Here is a 23,298-nt window from a genome sequence, read left to right as displayed (position 1 = left end):
AGGCAGAAAGGGGTCATATATGACACTCGACGAAAAAATTCGTTCATTGCAAAATGACATTCAAAACATGCAAGAACGTAAAACAAAATTAGTACAAGAAACAAGAGCATTGTTAGATGCTGAAAAACCATCAGATGATGATATTAAAAACGCTGATGTAAAAGCTAAAGAAGTAAAAGATTTGGATGTTGAAGTCAAGTCTGGAAACGAAACACTTGCATCATACAAGGCTGTTGCAAACGACAAGCCAGAAGATGCACCTAAGCCAGATGACGAACAAGGACCAGAACGTTCACTCAAGCGTGGAAACACTGAATTACGTTCAGCATTGAATACATATCTACATACTAAAGGTGCTGTACGTGATGGCTTAACAAGTCCAGATGCTGATGTAACTATCCCAGAGGACATTGTTTACAATCCAGAATCAGAAGTTAAATCAGTTACTGACTTATCAAAATTAGTACAACACTTTAAAGCCAATACTGCTTCAGGTAAATATCCTATTTTGAAGCGTGCTACTACTGGACTTACATCAGTTGATGAACTTGCTAAAAATCCAGAGTTAGCAAAACCACAATTTGAAACAGTGAACTGGGAAGTTAAGACATATCGTGGTGCTATTCCTGTATCAAACGAATCTATTGCTGATTCAGCCGTGGACTTGCTGGGTATCGTGTCACAAAACGCACAAGAACAAAAAATCAATGCAACAAACTCTGTAATTGCTACAGCATTGCAAAGCTTTACAGCTAAGGACGTTGCAGGTGAATCAGTTGATGATATTAAACACATTATTAACGTTGATCTCGACCCTGCATATCAAAAGGTAATTATTGCCAGTCAATCATTCTATAATTACTTAGATACATTGAAAGACGGCAACGGACAATACTTATTACAACAACCAATCGTAGACGGTTCACCAGTTAGATTGTTAGGTATCCCAGTGACTGTTGTGGAAGATACAGCACTTGGCAAAGCTGGAGAATCACATGCTTGGGTTGGTGATATTAAACGTGCAATTATCATGGCTGATAGATTAGATATCCAAGTGCGTTGGGTTGACAATGAGATTTTTGGTCAATACTTGCAAGCTGCAACACGTTTTGACGTTAAAGTTGCTGATGAAAAAGCTGGTTACTTCTTAACACAAAAGGCTTCAACTCCCAGCGACTAGCCCATATAAAACAGTAGAACCAACTACACGGGCGGTTGATGAGAACTCTACTGTTGCAGAGATTAAAGCATATTTAGATAGTCAAGGTATTACTTACGCAAGTGGCGATACAAAGGCCACATTGCTTTCAAAGATTGGGGGCTAGCTTATGGCAGACCTACTTAATGAAGAGCGATTTGCAACGTTAAAAAACTACTGCAAAATTGACCAATCATTTGATGATGATGTTTTAAAACAATTAATCGATTCTGGTTCAATGGAGATTGCACGAGCTATTGACACCGATCTCACTCCCACCGATCTTATTAAGGATAGCCGCTTTTTTGTGGCACTGATGAAGTATGTGGAAGAAGATTACTACTATCGCGGTACGGGTTCAGAAGTCATGCGTTTTCCACTCCAAAATACAACGGTTGTTAATGTCATTAATCAACTCCGTACCGAATTAGGGAGTGATGAATAATGAGATTGACACACATGACTGAACGTATTGAATTCATCTCTAAAAATCCAGGCGTTACAGAATTTGGCGTGCCTACCGAAGAAGAAAAAACCACAGAATATTCTTGCTGGGCAGAACTATTGAACACACCAATACGGGAATTTCGTGACCCGTCTACTAAGGTCGGTATGCGTAAAGAATCGCCTAACTTTGCTATCAAATTTGAGATCGGTATTCCTATTGATTCCATGTGGCACGTAATTTGGCGTGGTAAAGAATACGGGATAGACAGTATCGATCCAGACTATGACAAACGAAATGTCACAAAGATAGCTTGTAAGGAGGTGGAATAAATGACTGTAACAGGTATTGAAGAGATGTTGAACAACGTTAAAACATTAGAAGCTGGATTTGATAGGAAGGCTAGAAAGTCAGTACGTGAAGGTGCTCGATTTTTTGGCGAGCAATTAGCAGAAAACACCCCAGTTTCATCAATTGACCACAGTGGTAAAGGACACCTTAAACAGCATATGAAAGTTGGTAGTGTGTCCATTAAGACTGGTGAATATCAAGCACCAGTTGGTTACGACAAGGTCAAAGGTCCAATTGCTCACTTTCCTAATTCAGGTACATCAAAGCAAGAGCCACAGCATTTTATTGAGGAAACTCAAGAACAGACACGTGGTCAAGTACTACAAATTTTTAAGGATAATTTACAAGTATGACAATTTCAGAATATGACGTATATAAGTTTTTAAATCAAAGCACTTCATTGACTGATTTTATGAATGATGTAAGAGGTAAACGACTATCTAACAATCCAATATTTGTGGGTACACCAGTTAATTCGTTTGTTCAGAACAAGAATGCACCGTGGATAAGGATTACATCTATCCCAGGTGATTTGGCTTACTATGCTGATGATGAACGAATTATCGAATATCCACGCTTTCAAATAGATTTCTGGATAGTTAAAACTAAAGCTCAAGAATCGGTTGATATGGAACGGTTGATATATAAGTTGATGCGTTCGTTTGGATTTGAACGTTATTACAAATATCGAGCTACCGATCCAGACATGACGGACCTATTGATGGTCCAAAGTAATTATGAATTTCAAGGATTTGCTTAATCAGTAAGTCCTTTTTTTATGCAAAAAAATATTAAATAAATGAGGTATTAATAATGGGAAAAGTTAAATTTGGTGCATCACATTTCAGTTATGGATTAGTTGAAGATGATTTTGTACCTGGTGAAGAGAAAGCACTTCCAGGCTTAACAGAAGTTAAGATGGACCTAAAAAATGAATTGAAATCGATCGCAGCTGATGATGGTCCTTACGTTGTTCTATCTGGTGGTATTTCAGAAGCAACATTGGACGTTAAAATCTATGATATTACATCAGACGCACGTAAAGATTGGTTTGGTATCAATGTTAAGAAAGGCGTTGAATTGTACAACAAGAACCTTGTACCTAATGATATCGCCGTAGTATTCAAGACGAAAATGGAAGACGGTAAAGGCGTTTGGGTAGGTATGCTCAAAGGTAAGTTCTCACTTCCAGGTATCGATACAAAAACTGTTGACGGAACACCAGACCCACAAGCAGATGAATCAACTGGTACATTTGCACCTCGTGGAGATGCTGATGACGGCATGATGGTTGTTATTGGTCGTGAAGACAGTGAAGAGTTTGATCTTGCTTCATTCAAGAAATATGTATTCGCTAAGACAGAAGAAGATTTGAAGGCCTTAGACGAAATTCCCAGTAAAGCCTAGTGATTTATCAATTGGCTCAATAACGCCGTCATTCGTTGTGGTCACTGATAAAAATGGTGACCCACAGTCACATATAGGCGAAAATTTACAATTAAAAACACCATCAGAGTTAATTGATGGTGCGGTTGGGAATTTTAGCATTAAGATAGATAATCTTAAGCCAAATACAGCATATGAAAATATGTATAGTATCCGTTGGTACAACCCTGGTACTCAACTATTTAGTGAGTATGTGGATGTACCTAGATTTAAGACGTTGCCTATACCTAAGCCAGTTAATATCGATCCAAACAAGGTAAAAGTTGAAGTATTTTCTGACCATATAGTTGTTACAGATAACACTGCTCGAAATTCGAAGGACGAAGAATCCAAATTAAACAGCTATAGAGTGAGTGACAATCTAGTATTAGGCTCGTCTAACACAAGCAATTTTGTATGGATAGGAATGAAAGACCTTAAACCTGGAACAACATATACCGATAAATACGGAATTTACTGGGAAAACTCAAGTGGTGAATCGAATCGTGTGAAAGTATCATTCACAACTTTAAGTGATACGACTAAGAGTGATACAACCACAGAAGATACAACCACAGAATAATTTTTTAACAGCATACTCCCTGTCTGGTAGCGGTGGCGGTCGGAATACAAATATTTAAGTCGAGACGTTTTGTTTCGGCTTTTTTTATAGGAGAAATCAATGGTATATAAAATTAAATTGCGAATTGATGGCAAGCTTGAAGAATTTAAACGAACAGAGCCACCATATTTGAAGGAAATCACAAGAGCTTTGATTTTACAGCAACATCAAGTGGCTATGTATCAAGATGATGATGGTCCAACTGATAAACAATTTTTAAAGAATTCAGAAGAAGTAGCCGATTTTGCTGTTAATTTCTGGAACAACCAGTTCTCACGTCAAGATGTTTTAAACGGTGCTGATTTAAAGGCTATGACAGAAGTTTCCAAAGCTATTGATGATGCACTGGGAACACCTAACGATGATGAAGTTGACGAAGGTAAAGCAAAAAAATAACAAAGCAATCACTTACGGATTCGCTCGATAATATCGATAGTTTTTACAAAAGTATGATGCAACAGGATTACAAGTTGTCTGATTTAGACAAAATGACTATGGACGATGTCCACAGGTTGAACCATATTTACGAAGAGAAAGAAACTACTATCGATAGAGCGTTCCCGTTCTTGTTTGCTTAAAGAGAGGGGTTAGAATATGGCAGGAAGCTTAGGACATTTAGCTGCAACGGTCACGTTAAACATTGACCCGTTTAAACAATCTTCTGCTGCACTAACTTCCACAATCAAAAATACAAAAGCTGCTTTAAAAGCTCAAGATGCTGCCGCTAAAGCATATGGTAATAGTTTGAATGGCTTGAAAGCCAAATATTCAACAATGCAACAGCAAATGCGTAACTATCAAGCACGGTTGAAAGAGCAAGAAGCAACTTACGCTGGACTATCCAAAAAAACAGCCGCAACGTCTGAAGAACAAGATAAGTTAACACGTAAACAACAAAACGCCGCTGCTCAAGTTAACAAGACAAAGGCGAACATGATGCAGTTAGATGCTGCAATGCAAAGCACTAATAAGCAAATTGTGTTGCAAAACTCTGGTTGGCAAAAAGCTTCTGTAAAACTAGGTGCATTTGGTAATAAAGCCACACGTGCCGGTGAAAAAATGAGTGCAGTCGGAACGACCATGACTACACGAGTAACTGCACCAATTGTGGCAGGTTTTGGTTATGCTGCTAAATCAGCTATTGATTTTAATTCACAGATTGCTAATATTGCACCACTTCTGAAAGCTAATGGTGAGAGTGCATCTCAAGTTAAATCAGAGATGACACAAATGTCTGATGCAAGTAAAAAATGGGCAACAGAGTATGGTATTTCAACTGATAAGATCAATGCTGGTATGACAGAGCTTGTAAAGCGTGGATATTCAGCCAACCAAACAATGGGAGCAATGCCTTCCATATTGAATGCTGCCAAAGCTTCTGGTGACGACTTCAATGATGTTATGACTGTTTCAACTTCAACACTTGAACAGTTTGGCTTGAAGTCTAATAGTACAGCTGGAATGCTTAAGAATACTGAACGTGTTACTGACAGTTTGACTTATACAGCTAATGCAACTGCTGCAGGATTTACTGACATGGGTGATGCCATGACTTACGTTGGTCCTACTGCTCATTCTGCTGGTATCTCACTTGAAGAAACTGCTGCCGCAATTGGTTTGATGAGTAATCAAGGTATTGAAGGTTCAGTTGCCGGTACTGCATTGCGTTCAGCATTAACACGTTTGATGAAGCCAAGTAGACAGAACATTCAAGGGTTTAAAGAGCTTGGTATTAATGTGGAAGACTTTAAAAATCACTCTCTCACTCTTCCCGAGATATTGAACAAGATCAAAAACAATACTCAGGGTTGGACGAAAGAGCAAAAAGCCAGCGCTGTTGCTATGGCATTTGGTACACAAGCACAAGCAGGTATGAATGCACTTATCAATGAAGGTGGTGGTGCTTTAACTGACCTGACTAAGAAGACTAAAGAAGCTAGTGGTTCGACTAAAGAAATTGCTGATACCATGAACAATACATCAGCCTCCAAAATTGCAAGATTTAAAGAATCATTACACGTCTTAGCCATCACGGTTGGTGAGAAGTTAACACCTACACTTATGCCACTAGTCAAAGATTTAACTAATGTGGTAAAGAAATTCAGTAAGATGGATTCATCCACGCAACAGACCATTATCAAGACAGTTGCGCTGACCGCTGCCATTGGTCCAGTGCTTGGCATTTTTGGAAAACTTACTTCTACTATTGGTAGAACATCTACAGCTATATCTGTGTTGACTGGTGGTATTGCTAGATTTAGTTCAGCGGGTAAGCTAGGAGCAACTGGCGCACAAAGATTTAAGTCAATGCTTAGTAAAGGTGCATTTGAAGCCACTAATTTTGCAGGTAAAACTGCAACTGCTGCTAAAGCAGCTACTACAGTTGGCAGCGCAGCAGTCGAAGGTGCAAGTGGCGCAGCAACATTAGCGGGAGGCATGGAAGGTGCTGCAGGCGCAGCAAGTGGATTTGCTTTAATGTCTGGACCAGTTGCATTAGGAATTGCGGGAGTAGTTGCTGCAGTCGCTGGTGGTGTTTGGGCTTGGAATTCGTGGGGTAAACAGGCTTGGGAATCAAGCGTTGAAACCAGCAAGTGGGGAACTACTGTTGGTAAGAAAGCTGATACAGCACTCACCCACATGAAAGATTTTAATGGCCAAGCAAGTCAAGCATTAAAAGAATTTGATGGTAATGCCAGTGAGAGCGCAAGTTCTATTGTTAAGTCATTTAAAGGCATGTCTGACCAAATTAGTCAAACAGCTGATGACGCTAATAAGAAACTTACCGAAGGCCTAAAGGGGTTGCCAGACGATGTTGCTGAAATTGTCAGTAAAGCGGCGGAAAAGCAAAAGAAAAACAATGAGAAAATTAAAAAGAACGCTAAGCAAACGAGTGACAACGTTAATGACATTGTTAAAAATGCTGCAAAAAAACACCGTGGGTACACTGATGACGAAAATCAATACATTCTGAATTCCAAGAAGAAAATGAATGATGATGAGATTAAACTTCTAGGTCTTTCAGGCAAGAAGAAAGCTCAAATTCAAAAAATATTGAGTGAAGACACCAAGAACATAACTAAAAAAGAAGCTGGAAACCAATTAAGAACACTTGAAGCTTCTATGAACAAAGAACAAGCGGCGTACAAGAAACAAGCTAAGCAGATTAAAGCACTATACAAGAACGGATTTATTAAGAGCAAAAAAGATTATAACAAAGCCATGTCCAAGCTTGATGAAGACCAAGAAAAATCTATGAACAAGCAAGGCAAGAAATATATTGAGCTTGGAATAATAGCAGAGCATCAAGTTGGGAGTATTCAATCGTACTTGAACTCCATGGGAATATCGTATGAAGATGCTGCTAATTACACTGAAAAAGCCGCAAAGAAAGTATCCACATCCAACTCACGTATTGCAGATACAAGTAAAAAAATGAGTAAAACAGCCAAAACAGCAAGTGATCAGTGGAACAAAATGGTCCTTGACCCTAAGACTGGTCGTATCAAGACTGATGCACAAAAGACTATCAACGATACAGCCAAGACTGGTATGGGTTGGGCACAGCTTCAATTCGAGCTTAAACATGCAAAAATCACATCAAATGCTAAGTCAATGATTGGTGAAGCAGCAATACAGTCTGGACGTTGGAATGACCTTCCTTGGAAAGAAAAGGAAACAATGATTCGTGTACAGGGTGATGAAGATTTAACCAAGGTTGTAAAGCATATTGACAACTGGGATAAGCTCACACCAAAGCAACAAACTGCAATTGTACGTGCCAAAGGTCAAAAAGAGTTGTCTATTGCTATGATCAATGCCGGCGAGTGGAACGATATGTCCATGAAAGACAAGCAAGCATTGGTTAATACTTCTGGTGAGAAAGATTTAGCAGATTTACTAACTAAAACTGGTACGTGGAATAACCTAAGTATGAAAGCTAAGGAAGCTGTTGTTACTGGTAAAGGTAATGCGGAAGTTGTTGATCAATTGAAAAATATCGGAGAGTGGAACAAACTCGACCCTAAGCAAAAAGATTTGATTGTTAACAACACGGCTAGCCGTAAAATTGTGGATGCGTTGATTGATGCAGGACAATGGGACAGCTTAACACTTGACGAGAAAAATGCTGTTGTACGTGACAATGCGTCTGGTAAATTGATTGGTGCTATGGTTAAGGCTGGTGTATGGCAAGGACTTAACTTAGAAGACAAGAATGCTATCGTTCACGATAAAGCAACTGCTAAGCTTGTCCAGCCACTTTATCAAGCAGGATTATGGAATGGGTTAGACGTTAAGGCTCATGATGCGATTATTAATGATAAAGCTTCTGCGCCGGTTGTTGCAGCAATGGTTAAAGCTGGAACGTGGAATGACCTACCAGTTGATGAAAAAGATGCCATTATCAATTCAAAGAATTCCGCAACTGATTTAGGTAATTTGATTGGTTCATATGTTTCATTCGATCAAATGCCAGAAGCTCAAAAGAATATCATTGTTAATTCTGATGATGCCATGGTTAAATTCTTTGATGCAGGCAACACGCTAACTCGCTGGAATATGTCTAAATCTGATAAGAAAAAACTAACAGCTGAAAACCTAGACGTTTTGGAAAAGACTAAAACGGGTGAAAGAGCAGTCGGTACATATAACGGAAAACCTGTTATTATCAAAAAACTCAGAGGTGACAAAGCTCAATTAATTGGTGAGATCAATGCTTCAAGTGATGCTATCAACAAGCACAATAAGAAGAAAGTTGATACCAAAAAGTATAAAGGTGACGCCTCAAATAACAAGCAAGCTTCTAAAGAATCACGTGATGCTACTCAAAGGCACAATAAGAAGAAAGTTGATACCAAAAAGTATAAAGGTGACCCTTCAAATAACAAGCAAGCTTCTAAAGAATCACAAAATGCCACCCAAAGACATAATAACAAGAAAGCTCATACCAAAAAGTATAAAGGTGATGCCGGAGACGTCATAAAGAAATCCAAGGCAGCTATTGGTGCTATTTTAAACTGGAATGGACAAAATCCAGTAGTTCACTCGTTCGTCACAGTTGTTTCTAAAATATTCCGACACGCCAAAGGTACTAATGATTCTGGTGAAGAAATTGCAATGGTCAATGATGAACGTGGTTCAATGTTCCGTGAGTTGATCAAACTTCCAACTGGCGAACAATTTATTCCACAAGGACGTAATGTCATGGTTACACTTCCAAAGCATTCGCAAGTTGTCCCTGCTAATCAAACTAACCGTTTGTTAGGTGGAATTAAGCAATATGCTAACGGTACTCCTGGATATTCAAGCGTTGTTAAAGACTTTAATGAATTAAGTCCAAGCCTTACTAATCAGACAACTCAATACTTTAATTCAAGTAACCCAGTCAATAACAGTCCTGTAAAAAACCACAATGAATACACAATCAACATTCAAGCAGCTGTCTCAAGTGACACGGATATTAGAAAGTTGGCGGATAAGGTAATGAGAGAAATTAAGCGAAAAGATGATAGAAACATACTAGCTCAGGGAGGAGGAGTTAACTATTAAAGATGGAGAATTTGTAATCGATAATATTTCAAGCGTGGATGTATTAAATTCACGTATTACATCATTTGTTAAAATTCCGCTTCCAAAGCGAAAAGGGAGTTTGACAAGTATTGATGGTTCTAGCAAATCTTTAATTTCTGATGAAAATTCATACGAGAATCGTGAATTCGAATTAGAATTCGTAACCATGGCTAAGACTGAACAGGAACGATATAACTTAGAGGCTCAGTTATTTACATTGTTTGACGGATTTGATTATAAGCCATTTAGAATATATACAGACCCTGATTTTACATACTTTGTTAAGAACATCGAAAATGTGGAAGTTGATAGAATTACACGTTTGTCTAATGCTAGAATTTATAAATATAAATTGTCAGCAGCGGCGTTTAAATATTTTGAAATCGATAAAGAATTAACTTTCTCAGAACCTTTTGAGCTATTTAGTTATTTTTTATTTGATGCGAAACCATATTTCAAAATTACTGGGAATGGTGCTGTTAAATTTCAAATTAATGATCGTACTTTTGATTTAAACATTGATGGTTTTATTGAGTTGGATTCAGCTGAAGAAAATCAAGATGCTTTTAAGACCAAAGACGATGGAAGCATCACATTCGTTAATGAGAATACAACTATAGACGAATTTCCCTCTCTCTCTCGTGGAGTTAATAAAATCTCCTGGGATGGTGATGTATCACAAGTAATCGTTAGACCAAGGTGGCGAACAATATGACGCCAATTTTATACAAAGCAGATGAAACTGAATTCACAAATAATGGCTTAGGTAAGATAACTGGGATTATCCAAGGAAGTGCTATTGTTCAAAATACATTGAATGGTGCTTATACATTTGACTTTGAATTGGCCAAGAACAGTCGATTCTATAATGTTGTTAAAGAAGAAATGATAGTGAAAGTTAAACCTGATTCAGTTCGGGATTATGATCTATTTATGATTACCGACATCGATAAGGATTCCACATCTGGATATGTCAAAGTTTCATGCAGCCATATTAGCGTAATTCTTAACAATTACATGGCTCAAAATCAGATTCCAATTGATGGGTTCAATGCACAATATATTTTGAACCAGATTAAAAGTGCTACTAATACGCCAAGTCAGTTCAGTTTGACAACTGACATTGATGAGCAGTTTACAGGCACTAACGTTATTTTTGAATCTAATACTAATGTCAACGAGATGGTTATAGGCTCAACCAATTCAATCGCAAAAGTTACTGGTACGTATGTTTTAAAAGATAAATTCAATATGAATTTAACTAAAGCCAATGATTTTAAGACGATTGTTTTGAGAAAAGGAAAGAATATCTCAAATATATCTGTAAAACGTTCACTTAACGGATTGGTAACAGCAATCATCCCTTATTACAAGCCTAAAGAGGGAGAAAATAAAGAACCTATTTATGGAAGTAAAATAAAAAGTCCACTCTATTCAAAATACCAGCACGAGTATTTGAAAGCGGTGGACTTTTCTAGTGCAGTCGAAGGCGGAAAGGATTTCTCCACGGAAGCAAACAATTACTTCAATGACAATCCAGGAATTGATAAGCCAGCATATGATGTTGAAATCAATACATTTGAATATCGAAGTCTTAGAAAGCAGAAGTTTGAACTTGCTGACTTTGCTAAGATTTATGATCCCGATTTTGATATCAACGTTCAACTAAGAATTTATGAAATGCAATTCGACCCAATTAATGAAAGTGCCACAGTCATTAAAGCAGGTACTCAAGCCACGTCTGTATTTCATAATTTAGACAAGAAAATTGATAACGTTTCTGGGGATGTTTCAGACGTAAAGGATGATGTTAACGAAACCAACAAAAATGTCGATGATTTGAAAGCCAGCGATAAAGAAAAACAGCAGTTGATGGACGAATTGAAGAAAAATGTTAACGATACCAGGGATAACATGTTGGGCTATATCAATGGCAGCGGTCGTTATGTAATAAGGTTCCTTCCCAATAGAGAAAACCCAACGGATATTGTTGCCAGCGAATCGGGTGGTAACTATGGAATGCGGTGGAACTCTAAAGGTATCTATTATGACGGTAAAGGTACGGTAGCTATTGATAACCGTGGTAACGTCTATGCTGATAAATTTGTGGGTCAGTCAATGACAGGTATTTATATCAATGGTGGTGAAATTCATGGTGTAAGTATTACTGGTGATACCGGTCTTGCTTTAAGTTCTGGTTCAACCAAAACATCAGTCACTAGCTATGGTATTTCAACGCCTAATCTGACTGTTTATGAGATTGATGGAGTTCGTGGAATGTCAACTGCAAATGGTGGGTACATCTGGGTAGATGGTGCTAAATTAACCGGTACAAGTAATGGAGATTTATTAATCAATGGCAGAAAGGTGCTAACAGAATAATGAATTCAAATGTAGATGCAAATGAAGTAATTAAGGATATATCTGAAAAGCTGGCTAATACACAGGTTGAGAATTCTGTTTTGTTTATCGAAAATAAACATCTCAAAGAAGAAAATGAAAAATTAAAAAAGGAGCAAAAATAATTGGCAAATATTTATATCAAAACCAACGATGTTGGAGCCGTAACTGATTATCTTAAATCAGATGACGATTCCAAATATAGTTTCAAATTGTTTAATGATTTTAAGCCGGATGAAAACATTATCGAACAAGGATATACATATGTTCATTTAATTGATTTGGAATATCCATTATTTGAAAAGTTGCATGATTACTATACATATTTTGATGGTCAACTTCATAGACCTTTTAATTTTGATAGAAGTTTAATTAATAATATTTTGAATGGAGGTAATTAAATGAGTTTACCTAAAATTATTCTAGATACAGACAAGACAGTGCCTATTTACGAGTTACCTTTAAAGATTCGTCAAGGCGACACAGGCGACGAGCTACAAGTTACTTTAGGAAAGTCATTCGAAAAGTACACTGATTTATCTACAGTTGACATTGAACTCATTGCCAAGACACCCGATGAAAGATTGATTAAGCAACCTGTGACCGATAAGTCGGGAAACACGTTCAAGGTCAAGTTTCCAGATGAAATGTACACAAATGTCGGCGTGTTCAGAAACATGTATTTCAAAATCGGAGATGATTCCACATCAAGTGTGAAGTTAGTCGTGCTACAAGGGATCGGATCAATAAAAGAAGCAGGCAGTTATATCGATGACTTTGAAACATTAATCAAGGAAGGTCAATCTTACGTTTTAGCATTAAAAGACTTTGCAGATACCGGAAATTCGACGATTGATAGGAAAGTCGCTGAGCTGACTGGCAAGATGACTGACTTTGTGGATAAGTCGAAGGAAGACTTGGATGCTGCTAAAGCGGCATGGAACAAATTCCAAAGTAGTTCACAGACAGCATTTACAGACGCTCAAGGCAAACGGACAAGTGATTTTAATAGCCAAAAAGCAGGCTTTGAAACTGATTTCGGCAAGCAAAAAGCAGACTTCGAAAACAGATTTAAAGCACTACTAAAGACTTTGCAAGGCGACTATGACAGCTTCAAAGCATTAATTAATAAAGACGTTGAAGATTTAAATACATCTTTAGACGGTTTAGATAGCCGAGCAACAGGTATTGAAAACAGATATGATGCTTTGAAGGTTCCTGAAATTGGAACTAGAAACTTAGTTTTGGATTCTAGTTTTGAGTCTGGAAAAAGCCATGGATTAATTTTGTCTAAAGAATATGATGGTTCTCCCAAGCCATTCGGAACATACATGGCAAAGATTTCTGGCGAAAAAGTAACGGATTATAGTAAATCGTGGACGCTAGATAATCCGATTGAACTAAAAGCCGGCAAAACATACACTTTTAGTTATTACTATTCAACCGCAGGTTCCGCAGGTGGTCAGGCATCTGATTATGTGTTTTCTGGAGAAACACCTTTAACGGGTGCATTTATGGAACATTCACGGCACGTTACAAGTGATTCTACAAAATGGGAGAGATGGACTAGCACTGTAAAAATTTCAGAAGATTTTGCTATAACTAGGTTTCGCTTTGGGTTTGTTGCATTAAATGATGGATATGGCTGGAAAACTGTTGATAATGTTCAAATTCAGGAAGGAAATATTGTAACTGATTGGACACCAGCTCCGGAAGATGTTCAAACATCTATTACAAATGCCTTAGACAAAGCCAACTATTCCACAACTGCCAATGTCGACAGCAAGGTTGCTACAGGTGTTGGACAAGCCAAAACGTACGCTGAACAAAGTATCAAGGATATTATCGGGTCAGCGCCTGAAAATATGGATACTATTGAAGAACTGGCAGATACGATTAGTAAGAATCAAACTACTGTTGATGCTATTGATGAAAGTATCACGAAGAAAGCCGACAAGACGGACGTTACAGCACTACAGAACACCGTTAAAACTATGATTACTTCAATCAGTCAAGACGACTACGATGCGTTAGTTAGTGCTGGAACTGTTGATCCAAAAATTCTGTATGTGATTCCTGATGCTTAAGGAGGTATCTAAATGAATTTAAAAATTGGAGGTAATGACGTGGGTAAAATTATGTATAACGGTCAAGAGTTTGGTGGCGCAGCTAAATTAGAACCAGGTACTATTTTGTATATAAGTAGTGACCATGACTCGACTATTTCTAGATATAATGATGATTTATATCTCTCACCCTCTACGGCGGAAATAATATTTCCTAACGTGGGGAAACATTGGGAGGGTTTAAAAAAATTTAGAATTCGTTCTGTAACATCGAAACAGGTTTTTGATGTCAATTCGATTGATGAACCAACTCAGTTCCAAAATACATCTTTGAAAATCCATCGAGAAAGAAGTTTGACTGATGAACCAGACAAACTTATAGTGACAACATCCAAAGGCTATAACTATACAGTTATGATAACAGTAGAAGAATGGAATTGATGATTAATAATCAACAAATCACGGTGGGTCAGGTAACTGACATAAAAATAACTAAAATCACAGCCTTATAGGCTTATTTTAGTTACGAAAAATTAGGGAGATGAAATATATATATGTATGCACCATTACCAAATGTCGGTCCAATTAATTGGATTGATGCAATGGAACACTTAGACAAAAATTCGTTGCTATTCACATTGGCAGTTTTAATTTTTGCCGATGTGATTACAGGGATTTCAAAATCATTAGTAACATCTACAACCGATAGCGGTATCGGCAAAAAAGGATTCGCTATTCATATCACGATCATACTTTTAGTGTGGCTATTATATCCGTGGTCAATTGCTATTGGATATAAATGGGTAGGCGATGCGGTTCTATGGTTGTGGATATTTATGTATGCTACGTCAATTACAGAGAACGTAGGACAAATGGGCTTGCCACTTCCGCAATTTATCAAGGATAGGCTAAGCAAACTTAGCCAAGATGCTGAGAATGGCGAACCTAAGAAAGAAAATAAGGAGGGCAAATAAATGTTTAATCCGAATATTATTAATAAGACATACGCACTGGGCGATTATCAAGGTGATACACGGCTAGCTTCTAACCGTTTTATTATCCTCCACGAATCTGGTAATGATAACGACAAGCGAGATTCACAAGCGTTACTGCATGAAGTACAGTATATGCATAATAACTATGGCAGTGCTTACGTTCAGTTTTTCGTTGGTTATATGGATGGCAAGGCGCAAATTTACCAAATCGGTGAACCAGGCTACGTATCGTGGGGAGCATTAACGGCTAATCCATACGCACCAGTACAAATCGAATTTGCAAGAACAGGCGACAAGCAGCAATTTCAAGAAGTCTATCGTTTGTATGTGGAAGTAGCTCGCTACTATGCTAATGCTTACGGCATCCCACTCACCCTAGATGGTGGGGGCAATGGAATCAAGACACATCAATGGGTAACTAATAATTTTGGCGGTGACCATGTTGACCCTTATCCTTATTTTGCAAGCATGGGTATCATTAAATCACAGCTAGCATATGACCTTGCAAACGGATTTGATGACGAGCCCGAACCAGAGAAAAAAGCCACTATTAATAATGTGGTGACCGTGACGGCTGATTACTTCAAAGCATTTACCACAACGAGTAGCAAAGGCGTTCCCAATATTGGGACTGACATCCTTAGTGGAACGGCATGGCAATCGTCTGATATTCTAGTACATGATAAAAAAGCGTACTTTAAAATCGGTAATGATACTTACATTCCACAGTCGGTAACTGACAAGGCGGGTAAGATCGTGATTAATTATCTAGACGGCTACGGAGTTAATGCATACAATTCTAAAGGTCAAAGTATCAAAGACAGCAACCAATTATTTAAAGGTGGCACTTCATGGGCAACCGGTGAAGAACTATTTAAAGTACCTAATGTAGGCTGGTGCTACCAAGTTTCCACAGATGAATATATCCCAGTAAAATTTCAGCAAGGTTCTGGATTCAAGGGATAAAGATACAATAATACCCACATCTATTAATTTAGGTGTGGGTCTTTTTTTGTGTATAATTTGCAAAAATAATCTCAATATATTAGCATCTAATTATAAATATAAAAAGGAGTGATTTTATGCATTGGTTATGGGTTCTAATTGTAGGTGCAGTTATTGGTGCAATCGCTGGAGCAGTTACTAATAGAGGAGAATCTATGGGCTGGATTGCTAACATAATAGCTGGTATTGTGGGATCATTCATTGGTGAAGGAATATTAGGATCATGGGGTCCGCAACTTGCAGGAATGGCAATCGTTCCATCGTTGATTGGAGCAATCGTTCTTGTATTGATTGTATCCTTCGTAGTAAGAAAAAAAGCTTGAGGAGGATCACATCATGGGTATATTAAAGAATGTTTTTGTTTTTATGGCTGTTAGTACATTGATCGTCGGAGGTGTACTTATAGGAGGAACTATTGTTGCCGCTAAAGGTATTGATAAAGCTGGCGATGAATTGCAAAAAAAGGTTCATTAATAATATATTCAAAAGGAGATGTTAATATGAGTATTGATAGCAAAAAGGATAGGATTAAAGGAAAAACTAATGAGACAGTTGGGAAAGCAACTGACGATGATAAGAAAGAGCTAAAAGGTAAGATTCAAGAAAAGGTTGGACAAGCCAAAGAAAAAGCCGACAATATTGTTGATAAGGTTGCTGAAAAAATTAACAAGAAGTCTGAAAAGTAATATTGAATTAACCATACCTATTAAATTAGGTGTGGTTTTTTTATTGGATATAAATTAAAGTATGTGTTATTGTGTAAACAAAAAAAAAGCAGATGCGGGGGCTCAATCCCACATCTGCCGCACTGCTGACTAATGAATAAAAATTGCGATTAATAACTCGGCAATGATAGCTATGCCAAGTGTGAACAACTCGAATCCATGTGTAACAAAAAATTGTATTAAATTTTTCATGTTCGTACCTCCATTTGAGAACTATTTATTCTTCGTAGAGCACAAACATACGAGAACGAAGCGCAGTGCATGTCCTCTTTTAAGATATTATCAAAAAGAAAGAGAAAAGTGAAAAAAATTTGACTGTTTGCTACATAATTTGTTAAGATTCACTTGTATTAAGTTTTGAATGTTTCGTATCTCTTGACTACAACGCTCAGTAGTCTTGCCGTTCTAGTAGAAGCCTAGCTTGTCATTTGCCTTTGTCAAGTAGGGCTTTTTTATTTGCAAAATTATATAACAACCCACATCTATTAATTTAGGTGTGGGTATTTTTTTGCGTGATTTGTGTGACACTTGTGTGACAACTATATAAAAATCTAGAATGCTTTAGAATATGCAAAAAATAAAAAAGCCGTAAACTCAACGTTTACAGCCCTTTTATAAAAATGAAAATGTTATAAAATACTTAAAATATCACCCGTATGGGAATCGAACCCATAACTCCACCTTGAGAGGGTGGCGTCTTAAACCATTTGACCAACGGGCAATTAAACAACTTTTATATTTTAACTTGAAAGACATAGATATGTCAATGATGATTTTGGTCATTTTTTAATCTTATTTTAAGTATCGTTAAATACACTAGGTAAATTAAGTAGATAAAGGTGACTAAGACTGAGGCAATTGCGACAAATTCAAAGAAGATCCAACCTGTGATCGTGCCAGTCGTCAGTAATAAAATACTGAAGATAGCATAGATCAAAGTATTTCGAATAGTGTTTTTGATAGTTGTTTGAAGTGTTTTCTCTTGTTTATCCATATTATATAGCCAGCACGATTGATAAGAAATTATTTAAGAAATGAACAGAAATGTCTGCTTTTATATTTTTGGTTCTATAATATACAATTGCTAGTAAAATTCCTAAGAGAATCTTAGATAGTGCATAGATCCAATCCATGTTATTTGAAATCGGAGCATGAGCAAATCCAAAAATTATTCCACTGATCAAAATTGAAACAAATGGTCGATTAACAAAAAACCAATTCATCATGATTCCTCGGAAGAGTATCTCTTCAAAGATCGGTGATACAACCAGGACAGAAAAGACTAATAAAATCTGACTGTTTTGCCCGAGTGTTTGTAGTGCATCAACATTTGAATTTTGAGCCTTCATAAAGGGTATTGTTGCGTAGTTAATGACCAGAGCCAAAATGGTACCAGCTAAAATAGTCAGCCAGGTTTTGTTAGTGAATCTAACAGTTGGGAACTTTTGCGCTTTTTTAAATGTGAAGTATAAAATCGCTGCTGTGACGATCATTAATAATAATGAAATTACTGGAGCAACTTTTAAATAACTTTCGTAATTTGGTCCAAGTTGAGCTTTGGTGAAAGTTAAAATGCTTAATGGTATTTGCTCAACGATAAAAAGTAAAATAAAGGCTATAATATGAAATAGACTTTTAAATGGATTAAATTCTGGATTTTTATTAGTCAATGTAAGACCACCTTATTTGTTCTATTTATAGAATTCTATCGCAAGAAGTGATTTAATACTAGAATGACCGATTTGGTCTTCGAGAAAAGGGAGTGAATGAATGTTTAAGGTAGTGCGCGGACGTTTGAATATCTGGCAAGTCGTTGGATCGATCATGTTCATGATCGTTCAAGTTATTGCTTCATTATATCTACCTAATATTACTGCGGATATCGTTAATAACGGTATTGCCAAAGGACAAACAGGTTATATTGTGACTGCCGGTATGAAAATGATTTTTGTATCAGTGCTAACAGTTCTAGCTTCGATTTGTAACGTATTCTTGGCGTCACAAGCTTCACAGGGATTAGGAAGAAATTTACGTTCAGATTTATTTAGAAAAGTTTTATTCTTTTCTCATGATGAATTTGATGCGTTTGACACTTCATCTTTGACGACGAGAACTACAAACGATGTTATGCAGATTCAAAACGTTATCGTGATGATGTTGAGGATGATGATCATGGCTCCAATCTTACTAGTAGGTGCAGGATTTATGGCTTATCAGAAGAATGCGGCAATGACAAAAATATTCATTGTTGTTATTCCTGCTTTGGTCATTGTTGTCGGTACAGTTATGTATTTTGCAGTGCCATTATTTAAGGCAATGCAGAAGAAGACCGATCGGCTTAACTTGATCTTCCGTGAAGGATTGACTGGTGTAAGGGTTATTAGAGCCTTTCGTCAGGATGACTTTGAACAAAATCGTTTCAAAGGAGCCAATGACAACTATACAAACAATGCTATCAAAGTTTATACAATAGTTGCAATGATGGTTCCATTTATTACATTGATCATGAGTGGGACTAATATTGGTATTACTTGGCTGGGGTCTCATTATATCGCTAACCAATCGATGCAAGTTGGTAATTTAATTGCGTTTATGACATATGCGATGCAAATTTTAATGAGTTTTATGATTTTATCATTGATTTTTGTTTTGATTCCAAGAGCTTCAGCTTCAGCTGCTCGTATCAATGAAGTTTTAGATAAACAAAGTCAGATCGATACAGTTGCTAAACCAGCTAAGATCAAAGGGGAAGCTTCATTGGAGTTCAATGATGTAAACTTCCGCTATCTAGGTGCTGAAAAATTGGCTTTATCAAATATCAATTTTGATATGAAAAAAGGTCAGACTTTAGCTATTATTGGTGGTACTGGATCTGGTAAGAGTACTTTGATCAATCTGATCCCAAGATTTTATGATTCAGAAACCGGAACGGTTCGGATCAATGGGACGGATGTTAAAGCTTTGAATACTGAAGATATCAATCATCAAGTTTCATTAGTTCCTCAGGAAGCAGTGCTGTTTAAGGGAACTATTCGCAGTAATATGCTTTATGGGCGTGATGATGCGACTGATGATGATATTTGGCATGCATTGGATATCGCACAAGCTACTGAATTTGTCGATGACCTTGATGCCAAAGTTGAACAAGGCGGGGATAACTTCTCTGGTGGTCAAAAGCAGCGTTTAGCTATTGCACGTGCATTGGTTAAAAATGCTTCGATCTATGTCTTCGATGATTCCTTCTCCGCACTTGATTTCAAGACCGACTTGAATCTTCGGACTGCTCTAAAAGCAGATCCTAAGATCAATCAAAGTGTTGTGGTCATTGTTGGACAACGTGTTTCAACTGTTGCTGACGCCGATCAAATTTTAGTCCTTGATAACGGTAAAATGGTTGGACTAGGAACTCATCAAGAATTGAAAGAAAATAATAAGACTTATCAAGAAATTATTGAGTCTCAAATTAAAGGGGGCAAATAATGGCTAAAGACAAAGAAACTACCACTCAATCAGTTGGGCCTAAAAATCCTCATGCAGTTGGACCTAAAGCTAGCAAGCCGAAGAATTTCTGGAAAACAGTTCGGCGTTTGGCTTCGTATATGTCTGTTTATATTTGGGGCATGGTCTTAGTCGTCATTTTGACAATTTTGTCCTCAGTTTTTCAAGTAATGACACCGGCTGTTTTAGGTCAGGCTACAACAGTTATTTATAAAGGTTTCATGACTGGTGTTGCTCAACAAAAAGCTGGTATTCAAGTAGATCAATTCCCAATTGATTTTGATAAGATCAAACAAATTATCCTTATCGTGTTCTTAATGTACATTGCTTCAGCCATCTTTGGCTTCGTTCAACAATTTGTGATGTCACGGATTTCGCAAAGAACTGTGTATAAATTAAGAAGAGACCTGAAAGCTAAAATGAAACGTTTGCCGATCAGTTATTATGATGAGCATTCCAATGGTGATATCATGTCTCGTGCTATTAACGATATGGATAACATTGCTGGTACTTTACAGCAAAGTATCACCCAGGTCGTAACTAGTACTGTGACGTTCGTTGGTGTTTTGTTCATGATGTTCACGATCAGTTGGCAGCTTACACTGATTGCTTTAGCAACTATTCCATTGAGTTTGATCGTGATTGGTTTTGTTGCTCCAGCTTCACAGAAGTTGTTTGCTCGACAACAAAAATCACTTGGTCTTTTGAACAACCAAGTTGAGGAAAATTACGCTGGTCACGTGGTCGTTAAGAGTTTTAACCATGAACGGACAGCTTTAGAAAAATTCGATCAGGAAAATGCTACGCTCTATAAAGCTTCATGGCGTGCACAAATGATCTCTGGTATCATCATGCCTTTAATGACTTTAGTTAATAACTTGGGTTATGTTTTCATTGCCATGTTTGGTGGTATCCAAGTTGCTAATGGTGGGATTGCTTTGGGTAATATCCAAGCCTTTCTTCAATATATGAATCAATTTTCACAACCGATCACTCAGTTAGCTAACTTAGCCAATACTATTCAGGCCACTGTAGCTTCAGCAGAACGTATTTTTGAAGTTATCGATGAACCAGAAATGAATAATGACCCAGTCGATATCCCTGATATCGAGACTGATAAGAAGATCATTTTGGATCATATGGATTTTGGTTATGCGGATAAGCCATTGTTAATGGAGGACTACAATCTGCAAGTAGACCCTGGTGAGATGGTTGCCATCGTTGGACCGACGGGAGCCGGTAAGACAACTGTCATCAACTTGTTAGAACGTTTCTACGATGTGAAGGGTGGTTCGATCAAATTAGACGGTCGTGATATCCGAAACATGAGTCGTGAAGAAGTTCGGCAACACTATGCCATGGTCCTTCAGGACACTTGGTTGTTCACAGGAACGATTTACGACAACCTTAAGTACAGTAATGAGTCAGCTTCTAAAGAAGAGATCCTGGCTGCTGCTAAGGCTGCCCATGTCGATAGTTTCGTGCGTCAGTTGCCTGATGGTTATGATACTGTCCTAAATGAAGAGGCCTCAAATATTTCTCAAGGTCAGCGTCAGTTGATCACTATTGCTCGTGCATTTATTGCCGATCCAGAAATTCTGATTCTAGATGAAGCTACTTCTTCAGTCGATACCAGAACTGAAGTCCATATTCAACACGCTATGCAGCGCTTGTTGCAAAATCGGACAAGTTTCGTGGTAGCTCATCGATTATCAACTATCCGTGATGCTGACAAGATCATCGTCATGAATGAAGGCTCGATTGTTGAAACTGGTAATCATGAAGAATTGATGGCTAAAAACGGTTTCTATGCTGATCTATATAATAGTCAGTTTGCTGGAAACGTTGCTATTTAAAGAAATTTGTTATAATACAGACGTATTAGATTTCGCATAGATGTTGCGTTTTCTTGCGTCAAAGGTCGCAAACTCACATCGTGGATTTGCGACCTTTTATTTTAGATAAAGGAGATAACTATGAGCTCATTTGAACAAACGACAGCAATGATCAGATCATTAGTCAATCAACAAATAGTTCCCGGAGTAAGTTATGGTTTTATCGATCACGGAAAAAGTTTGCAGGAATTTTACGGCGATCGCTCCTGGCAGCCAGAAAAGCAAGCTCTAGAAGGCGACGAATTATACGATTTAGCCTCCTTGACCAAAATCATGGGAACTGTCCCATTGATACTAAAATTAGTTGACCAAGGAAAAATTTCTCTAGAAGATCCGATCCAAAAAATTTTACCAAAATTTGCTGATCCGCGGGTGAAAATCATTCATTTGCTTACCCACACATCGGGTATTGACGGATATATCCCTAATCGTGATCGATTGAATGGCGATGAGTTGATCGATGCACTGTTGAATTTACCGGTAACTGAAAATTTTGAAAGAATCGTCAAATATACAGATACCGGAATGATTTTTTTAGGCTTGATCATTGAGAAAATTGTCAAAGAGCCGGTCCAAAAAGCCATCGTTGATGAGATTTTGATTCCTTGGGAATTAGAAGATAGTACTTTTAAGCCTGTAGAATCACGCTGTACGCCCACTTATCAATTACATGGAGAATTTATGCAAGGTGTGGCAAATGACCCTAAGGCGCGTCAACTAGGAGTCAGATGTGGGTCTGCAGGGATGTTCTCTAATTTAAATGATGTCATGAAATTTGCAGTTATCATGTTAAAGCCACAATTCAAAAACTTGTATCATAATTTCACTCAATTGGATCCTGGACGTTCGCTCGGTTGGGATATCAAGCCAGATGGTAATGGTCATGTGTTATTCCATACTGGATATACTGGTCATTTCATTGCTTTGGATCAGCAGACTGATTCTGCAATGGTCTTCTTATCTAATCGTGTACACCCGGTCGAGGATAACCAACTGTTTTTGAATCGACGTGAGAATATTTTGAGTAGTTTTCTAATCGAAGATAAATAAAAAAGTTCTGATCACTTCACATCAGTGGTCAGAACTTTTGGGTCTAAACTTTCTG

The 23,298-nt window shown here is 37.5% G+C and carries 25 protein-coding genes and 1 tRNA gene; 23 read left to right on the top strand and 3 right to left on the bottom strand.

The genetic code is table 11. From position 1 onward, the window contains the following. Window positions 1-19: 19 nt before the first annotated feature. From FC27_RS01345 to FC27_RS01260, 20 genes are all read left to right on the top strand, one after another. Window positions 20-1,180, top strand: a complete 1,161-nt coding sequence (locus FC27_RS01345; protein WP_010623940.1) for a phage major capsid protein — start codon at window positions 20-22, stop codon at window positions 1,178-1,180. 148 nt (window positions 1,181-1,328) lie between these two features. Then, a complete protein-coding gene (locus FC27_RS01340; RefSeq protein WP_010623939.1) occupies window positions 1,329-1,643 on the top strand; it encodes a head-tail connector protein in 315 nt (104 codons plus the stop codon). Continuing rightward, window positions 1,643-1,975 (top strand): phage head completion protein, encoded by a 333-nt coding sequence (locus FC27_RS01335; protein ID WP_010623938.1) that lies wholly within the window; start codon window positions 1,643-1,645, stop codon window positions 1,973-1,975. The genes FC27_RS01340 and FC27_RS01335 overlap by 1 nt, the downstream gene beginning before the upstream one ends. Beyond that, window positions 1,976-2,347: an HK97-gp10 family putative phage morphogenesis protein gene (locus FC27_RS01330; RefSeq protein WP_010623937.1), complete on the top strand. Its 372-nt coding sequence runs from the start codon at window positions 1,976-1,978 to the stop codon at window positions 2,345-2,347. After that, complete coding sequence (locus FC27_RS01325; protein ID WP_010623936.1) at window positions 2,344-2,754, top strand: hypothetical protein; 411 nt, start codon at window positions 2,344-2,346, stop codon at window positions 2,752-2,754. Before FC27_RS01330 ends, FC27_RS01325 begins: the two co-directional genes overlap by 4 nt. Window positions 2,755-2,807: 53 nt before the next feature. Beyond that, window positions 2,808-3,401 carry a major tail protein gene (locus FC27_RS01320; protein ID WP_010623935.1) on the top strand — a complete coding sequence of 198 codons (594 nt, stop codon included), beginning with the start codon at window positions 2,808-2,810 and terminating at the stop codon, window positions 3,399-3,401. Window positions 3,402-3,438: 37 nt separating this feature from the next. After that, window positions 3,439-4,002: a hypothetical protein gene (locus FC27_RS01315; protein WP_010623934.1), complete on the top strand. Its 564-nt coding sequence runs from the start codon at window positions 3,439-3,441 to the stop codon at window positions 4,000-4,002. 99 nt (window positions 4,003-4,101) lie between these two features. After that, complete coding sequence (gene gpG, locus FC27_RS01310) at window positions 4,102-4,437, top strand: phage tail assembly chaperone G (protein WP_010623933.1); 336 nt, start codon at window positions 4,102-4,104, stop codon at window positions 4,435-4,437. Between the two features lie 198 nt (window positions 4,438-4,635). Then, on the top strand, window positions 4,636-9,588 hold the full coding sequence (locus FC27_RS01305; RefSeq protein ID WP_010623931.1) for a phage tail tape measure protein: 4,953 nt from the start codon (window positions 4,636-4,638) through the stop codon (window positions 9,586-9,588). Between the two features lie 100 nt (window positions 9,589-9,688). Further along, window positions 9,689-10,324, top strand: coding sequence for a hypothetical protein (locus FC27_RS01300; RefSeq protein ID WP_010623930.1), 636 nt, complete (start codon window positions 9,689-9,691; stop codon window positions 10,322-10,324). Next, the gene (locus FC27_RS01295) at window positions 10,321-11,991 is read left to right on the top strand and encodes a phage tail spike protein (RefSeq protein WP_010623929.1); all 1,671 of its coding nucleotides are present in this window, start codon (window positions 10,321-10,323) and stop codon (window positions 11,989-11,991) included. The genes FC27_RS01300 and FC27_RS01295 overlap by 4 nt, the downstream gene beginning before the upstream one ends. After that, a complete protein-coding gene (locus FC27_RS11715) occupies window positions 11,991-12,134 on the top strand; it encodes a hypothetical protein (RefSeq protein WP_155802070.1) in 144 nt (47 codons plus the stop codon). The genes FC27_RS01295 and FC27_RS11715 overlap by 1 nt, the downstream gene beginning before the upstream one ends. Next, window positions 12,135-12,410 carry a hypothetical protein gene (locus FC27_RS01290; protein WP_010623928.1) on the top strand — a complete coding sequence of 92 codons (276 nt, stop codon included), beginning with the start codon at window positions 12,135-12,137 and terminating at the stop codon, window positions 12,408-12,410. Further along, window positions 12,411-14,096 carry a hypothetical protein gene (locus FC27_RS01285; RefSeq protein ID WP_010623927.1) on the top strand — a complete coding sequence of 562 codons (1,686 nt, stop codon included), beginning with the start codon at window positions 12,411-12,413 and terminating at the stop codon, window positions 14,094-14,096. It begins immediately after the preceding gene. A 12-nt stretch (window positions 14,097-14,108) separates the two neighbouring features. Beyond that, window positions 14,109-14,516: a hypothetical protein gene (locus FC27_RS01280; RefSeq protein ID WP_010623926.1), complete on the top strand. Its 408-nt coding sequence runs from the start codon at window positions 14,109-14,111 to the stop codon at window positions 14,514-14,516. A 113-nt stretch (window positions 14,517-14,629) separates the two neighbouring features. After that, window positions 14,630-15,049, top strand: a complete 420-nt coding sequence (locus tag FC27_RS01275; RefSeq protein ID WP_010623925.1) for a phage holin family protein — start codon at window positions 14,630-14,632, stop codon at window positions 15,047-15,049. Then, the gene (locus tag FC27_RS01270) at window positions 15,050-16,036 is read left to right on the top strand and encodes an N-acetylmuramoyl-L-alanine amidase (RefSeq protein ID WP_010623924.1); all 987 of its coding nucleotides are present in this window, start codon (window positions 15,050-15,052) and stop codon (window positions 16,034-16,036) included. Window positions 16,037-16,152: 116 nt separating this feature from the next. Next, the gene (locus tag FC27_RS01265; protein ID WP_010623923.1) at window positions 16,153-16,398 is read left to right on the top strand and encodes a GlsB/YeaQ/YmgE family stress response membrane protein; all 246 of its coding nucleotides are present in this window, start codon (window positions 16,153-16,155) and stop codon (window positions 16,396-16,398) included. A 13-nt stretch (window positions 16,399-16,411) separates the two neighbouring features. Further along, window positions 16,412-16,549: a hypothetical protein gene (locus FC27_RS11890; protein WP_010623922.1), complete on the top strand. Its 138-nt coding sequence runs from the start codon at window positions 16,412-16,414 to the stop codon at window positions 16,547-16,549. Between the two features lie 26 nt (window positions 16,550-16,575). Further along, on the top strand, window positions 16,576-16,761 hold the full coding sequence (locus FC27_RS01260) for a CsbD family protein (RefSeq protein ID WP_010623921.1): 186 nt from the start codon (window positions 16,576-16,578) through the stop codon (window positions 16,759-16,761). A 687-nt stretch (window positions 16,762-17,448) separates the two neighbouring features. Here FC27_RS01260 and FC27_RS01255 read toward each other — a convergent pair. The 3 genes from FC27_RS01255 to FC27_RS01245 all read right to left on the bottom strand — a co-directional run bounded on the left by FC27_RS01255 (window position 17,449) and on the right by FC27_RS01245 (window position 18,470). Beyond that, window positions 17,449-17,521 (bottom strand) — tRNA-Glu (locus FC27_RS01255). A gap of 42 nt (window positions 17,522-17,563) precedes the next feature. After that, on the bottom strand, window positions 17,564-17,794 hold the full coding sequence (locus FC27_RS01250; protein ID WP_010623920.1) for a hypothetical protein: 231 nt from the start codon (window positions 17,792-17,794) through the stop codon (window positions 17,564-17,566). 1 nt (window position 17,795) lies between these two features. Next, a complete protein-coding gene (locus FC27_RS01245) occupies window positions 17,796-18,470 on the bottom strand; it encodes a CPBP family intramembrane glutamic endopeptidase (RefSeq protein WP_010623919.1) in 675 nt (224 codons plus the stop codon). 100 nt (window positions 18,471-18,570) lie between these two features. Here FC27_RS01245 and FC27_RS01240 point away from each other — a divergent pair, with 100 nt between their 5' ends. The 3 genes from FC27_RS01240 to FC27_RS01230 all read left to right on the top strand — a co-directional run bounded on the left by FC27_RS01240 (window position 18,571) and on the right by FC27_RS01230 (window position 23,243). Next, window positions 18,571-20,280: an ABC transporter ATP-binding protein gene (locus FC27_RS01240; RefSeq protein ID WP_010623918.1), complete on the top strand. Its 1,710-nt coding sequence runs from the start codon at window positions 18,571-18,573 to the stop codon at window positions 20,278-20,280. Continuing rightward, window positions 20,280-22,154: an ABC transporter ATP-binding protein gene (locus tag FC27_RS01235; RefSeq protein WP_010623917.1), complete on the top strand. Its 1,875-nt coding sequence runs from the start codon at window positions 20,280-20,282 to the stop codon at window positions 22,152-22,154. The genes FC27_RS01240 and FC27_RS01235 overlap by 1 nt, the downstream gene beginning before the upstream one ends. 120 nt (window positions 22,155-22,274) lie before the next feature. Further along, complete coding sequence (locus FC27_RS01230) at window positions 22,275-23,243, top strand: serine hydrolase domain-containing protein (RefSeq protein ID WP_010623916.1); 969 nt, start codon at window positions 22,275-22,277, stop codon at window positions 23,241-23,243. Window positions 23,244-23,298: the final 55 nt, after the last annotated feature.

This window comes from Companilactobacillus versmoldensis DSM 14857 = KCTC 3814 (genome assembly GCF_001434295.1).
GTDB lineage: Bacteria > Bacillota > Bacilli > Lactobacillales > Lactobacillaceae > Companilactobacillus > Companilactobacillus versmoldensis.
The sequence above is the reverse complement of the archived record's forward strand: the minus strand, read 5'-3'. Positions and strand labels throughout refer to the sequence as shown.

What these genes read in the sequence shown, in the direction of transcription:
- FC27_RS01250 (WP_010623920.1), bottom strand. Translation starts at nt 17,794, where the DNA reads ATGGATAAACAAGAGAAAACACTTCAAACAACTATCAAAAACACTATT.
- FC27_RS01335 (WP_010623938.1), top strand. Translation starts at nt 1,643, where the DNA reads ATGAGATTGACACACATGACTGAACGTATTGAATTCATCTCTAAAAAT.
- gpG (WP_010623933.1), top strand. Translation starts at nt 4,102, where the DNA reads ATGGTATATAAAATTAAATTGCGAATTGATGGCAAGCTTGAAGAATTT.
- FC27_RS01235 (WP_010623917.1), top strand. Translation starts at nt 20,280, where the DNA reads ATGGCTAAAGACAAAGAAACTACCACTCAATCAGTTGGGCCTAAAAAT.
- FC27_RS01265 (WP_010623923.1), top strand. Translation starts at nt 16,153, where the DNA reads ATGCATTGGTTATGGGTTCTAATTGTAGGTGCAGTTATTGGTGCAATC.
- FC27_RS01260 (WP_010623921.1), top strand. Translation starts at nt 16,576, where the DNA reads ATGAGTATTGATAGCAAAAAGGATAGGATTAAAGGAAAAACTAATGAG.
- FC27_RS01295 (WP_010623929.1), top strand. Translation starts at nt 10,321, where the DNA reads ATGACGCCAATTTTATACAAAGCAGATGAAACTGAATTCACAAATAAT.
- FC27_RS01285 (WP_010623927.1), top strand. Translation starts at nt 12,411, where the DNA reads ATGAGTTTACCTAAAATTATTCTAGATACAGACAAGACAGTGCCTATT.
- FC27_RS11890 (WP_010623922.1), top strand. Translation starts at nt 16,412, where the DNA reads ATGGGTATATTAAAGAATGTTTTTGTTTTTATGGCTGTTAGTACATTG.
- FC27_RS01325 (WP_010623936.1), top strand. Translation starts at nt 2,344, where the DNA reads ATGACAATTTCAGAATATGACGTATATAAGTTTTTAAATCAAAGCACT.
- FC27_RS01240 (WP_010623918.1), top strand. Translation starts at nt 18,571, where the DNA reads ATGTTTAAGGTAGTGCGCGGACGTTTGAATATCTGGCAAGTCGTTGGA.
- FC27_RS01230 (WP_010623916.1), top strand. Translation starts at nt 22,275, where the DNA reads ATGAGCTCATTTGAACAAACGACAGCAATGATCAGATCATTAGTCAAT.
- FC27_RS01345 (WP_010623940.1), top strand. Translation starts at nt 20, where the DNA reads ATGACACTCGACGAAAAAATTCGTTCATTGCAAAATGACATTCAAAAC.
- FC27_RS01320 (WP_010623935.1), top strand. Translation starts at nt 2,808, where the DNA reads ATGGGAAAAGTTAAATTTGGTGCATCACATTTCAGTTATGGATTAGTT.
- FC27_RS01305 (WP_010623931.1), top strand. Translation starts at nt 4,636, where the DNA reads ATGGCAGGAAGCTTAGGACATTTAGCTGCAACGGTCACGTTAAACATT.
- FC27_RS11715 (WP_155802070.1), top strand. Translation starts at nt 11,991, where the DNA reads ATGAATTCAAATGTAGATGCAAATGAAGTAATTAAGGATATATCTGAA.
- FC27_RS01280 (WP_010623926.1), top strand. Translation starts at nt 14,109, where the DNA reads ATGAATTTAAAAATTGGAGGTAATGACGTGGGTAAAATTATGTATAAC.
- FC27_RS01340 (WP_010623939.1), top strand. Translation starts at nt 1,329, where the DNA reads ATGGCAGACCTACTTAATGAAGAGCGATTTGCAACGTTAAAAAACTAC.
- FC27_RS01270 (WP_010623924.1), top strand. Translation starts at nt 15,050, where the DNA reads ATGTTTAATCCGAATATTATTAATAAGACATACGCACTGGGCGATTAT.
- FC27_RS01275 (WP_010623925.1), top strand. Translation starts at nt 14,630, where the DNA reads ATGTATGCACCATTACCAAATGTCGGTCCAATTAATTGGATTGATGCA.
- FC27_RS01330 (WP_010623937.1), top strand. Translation starts at nt 1,976, where the DNA reads ATGACTGTAACAGGTATTGAAGAGATGTTGAACAACGTTAAAACATTA.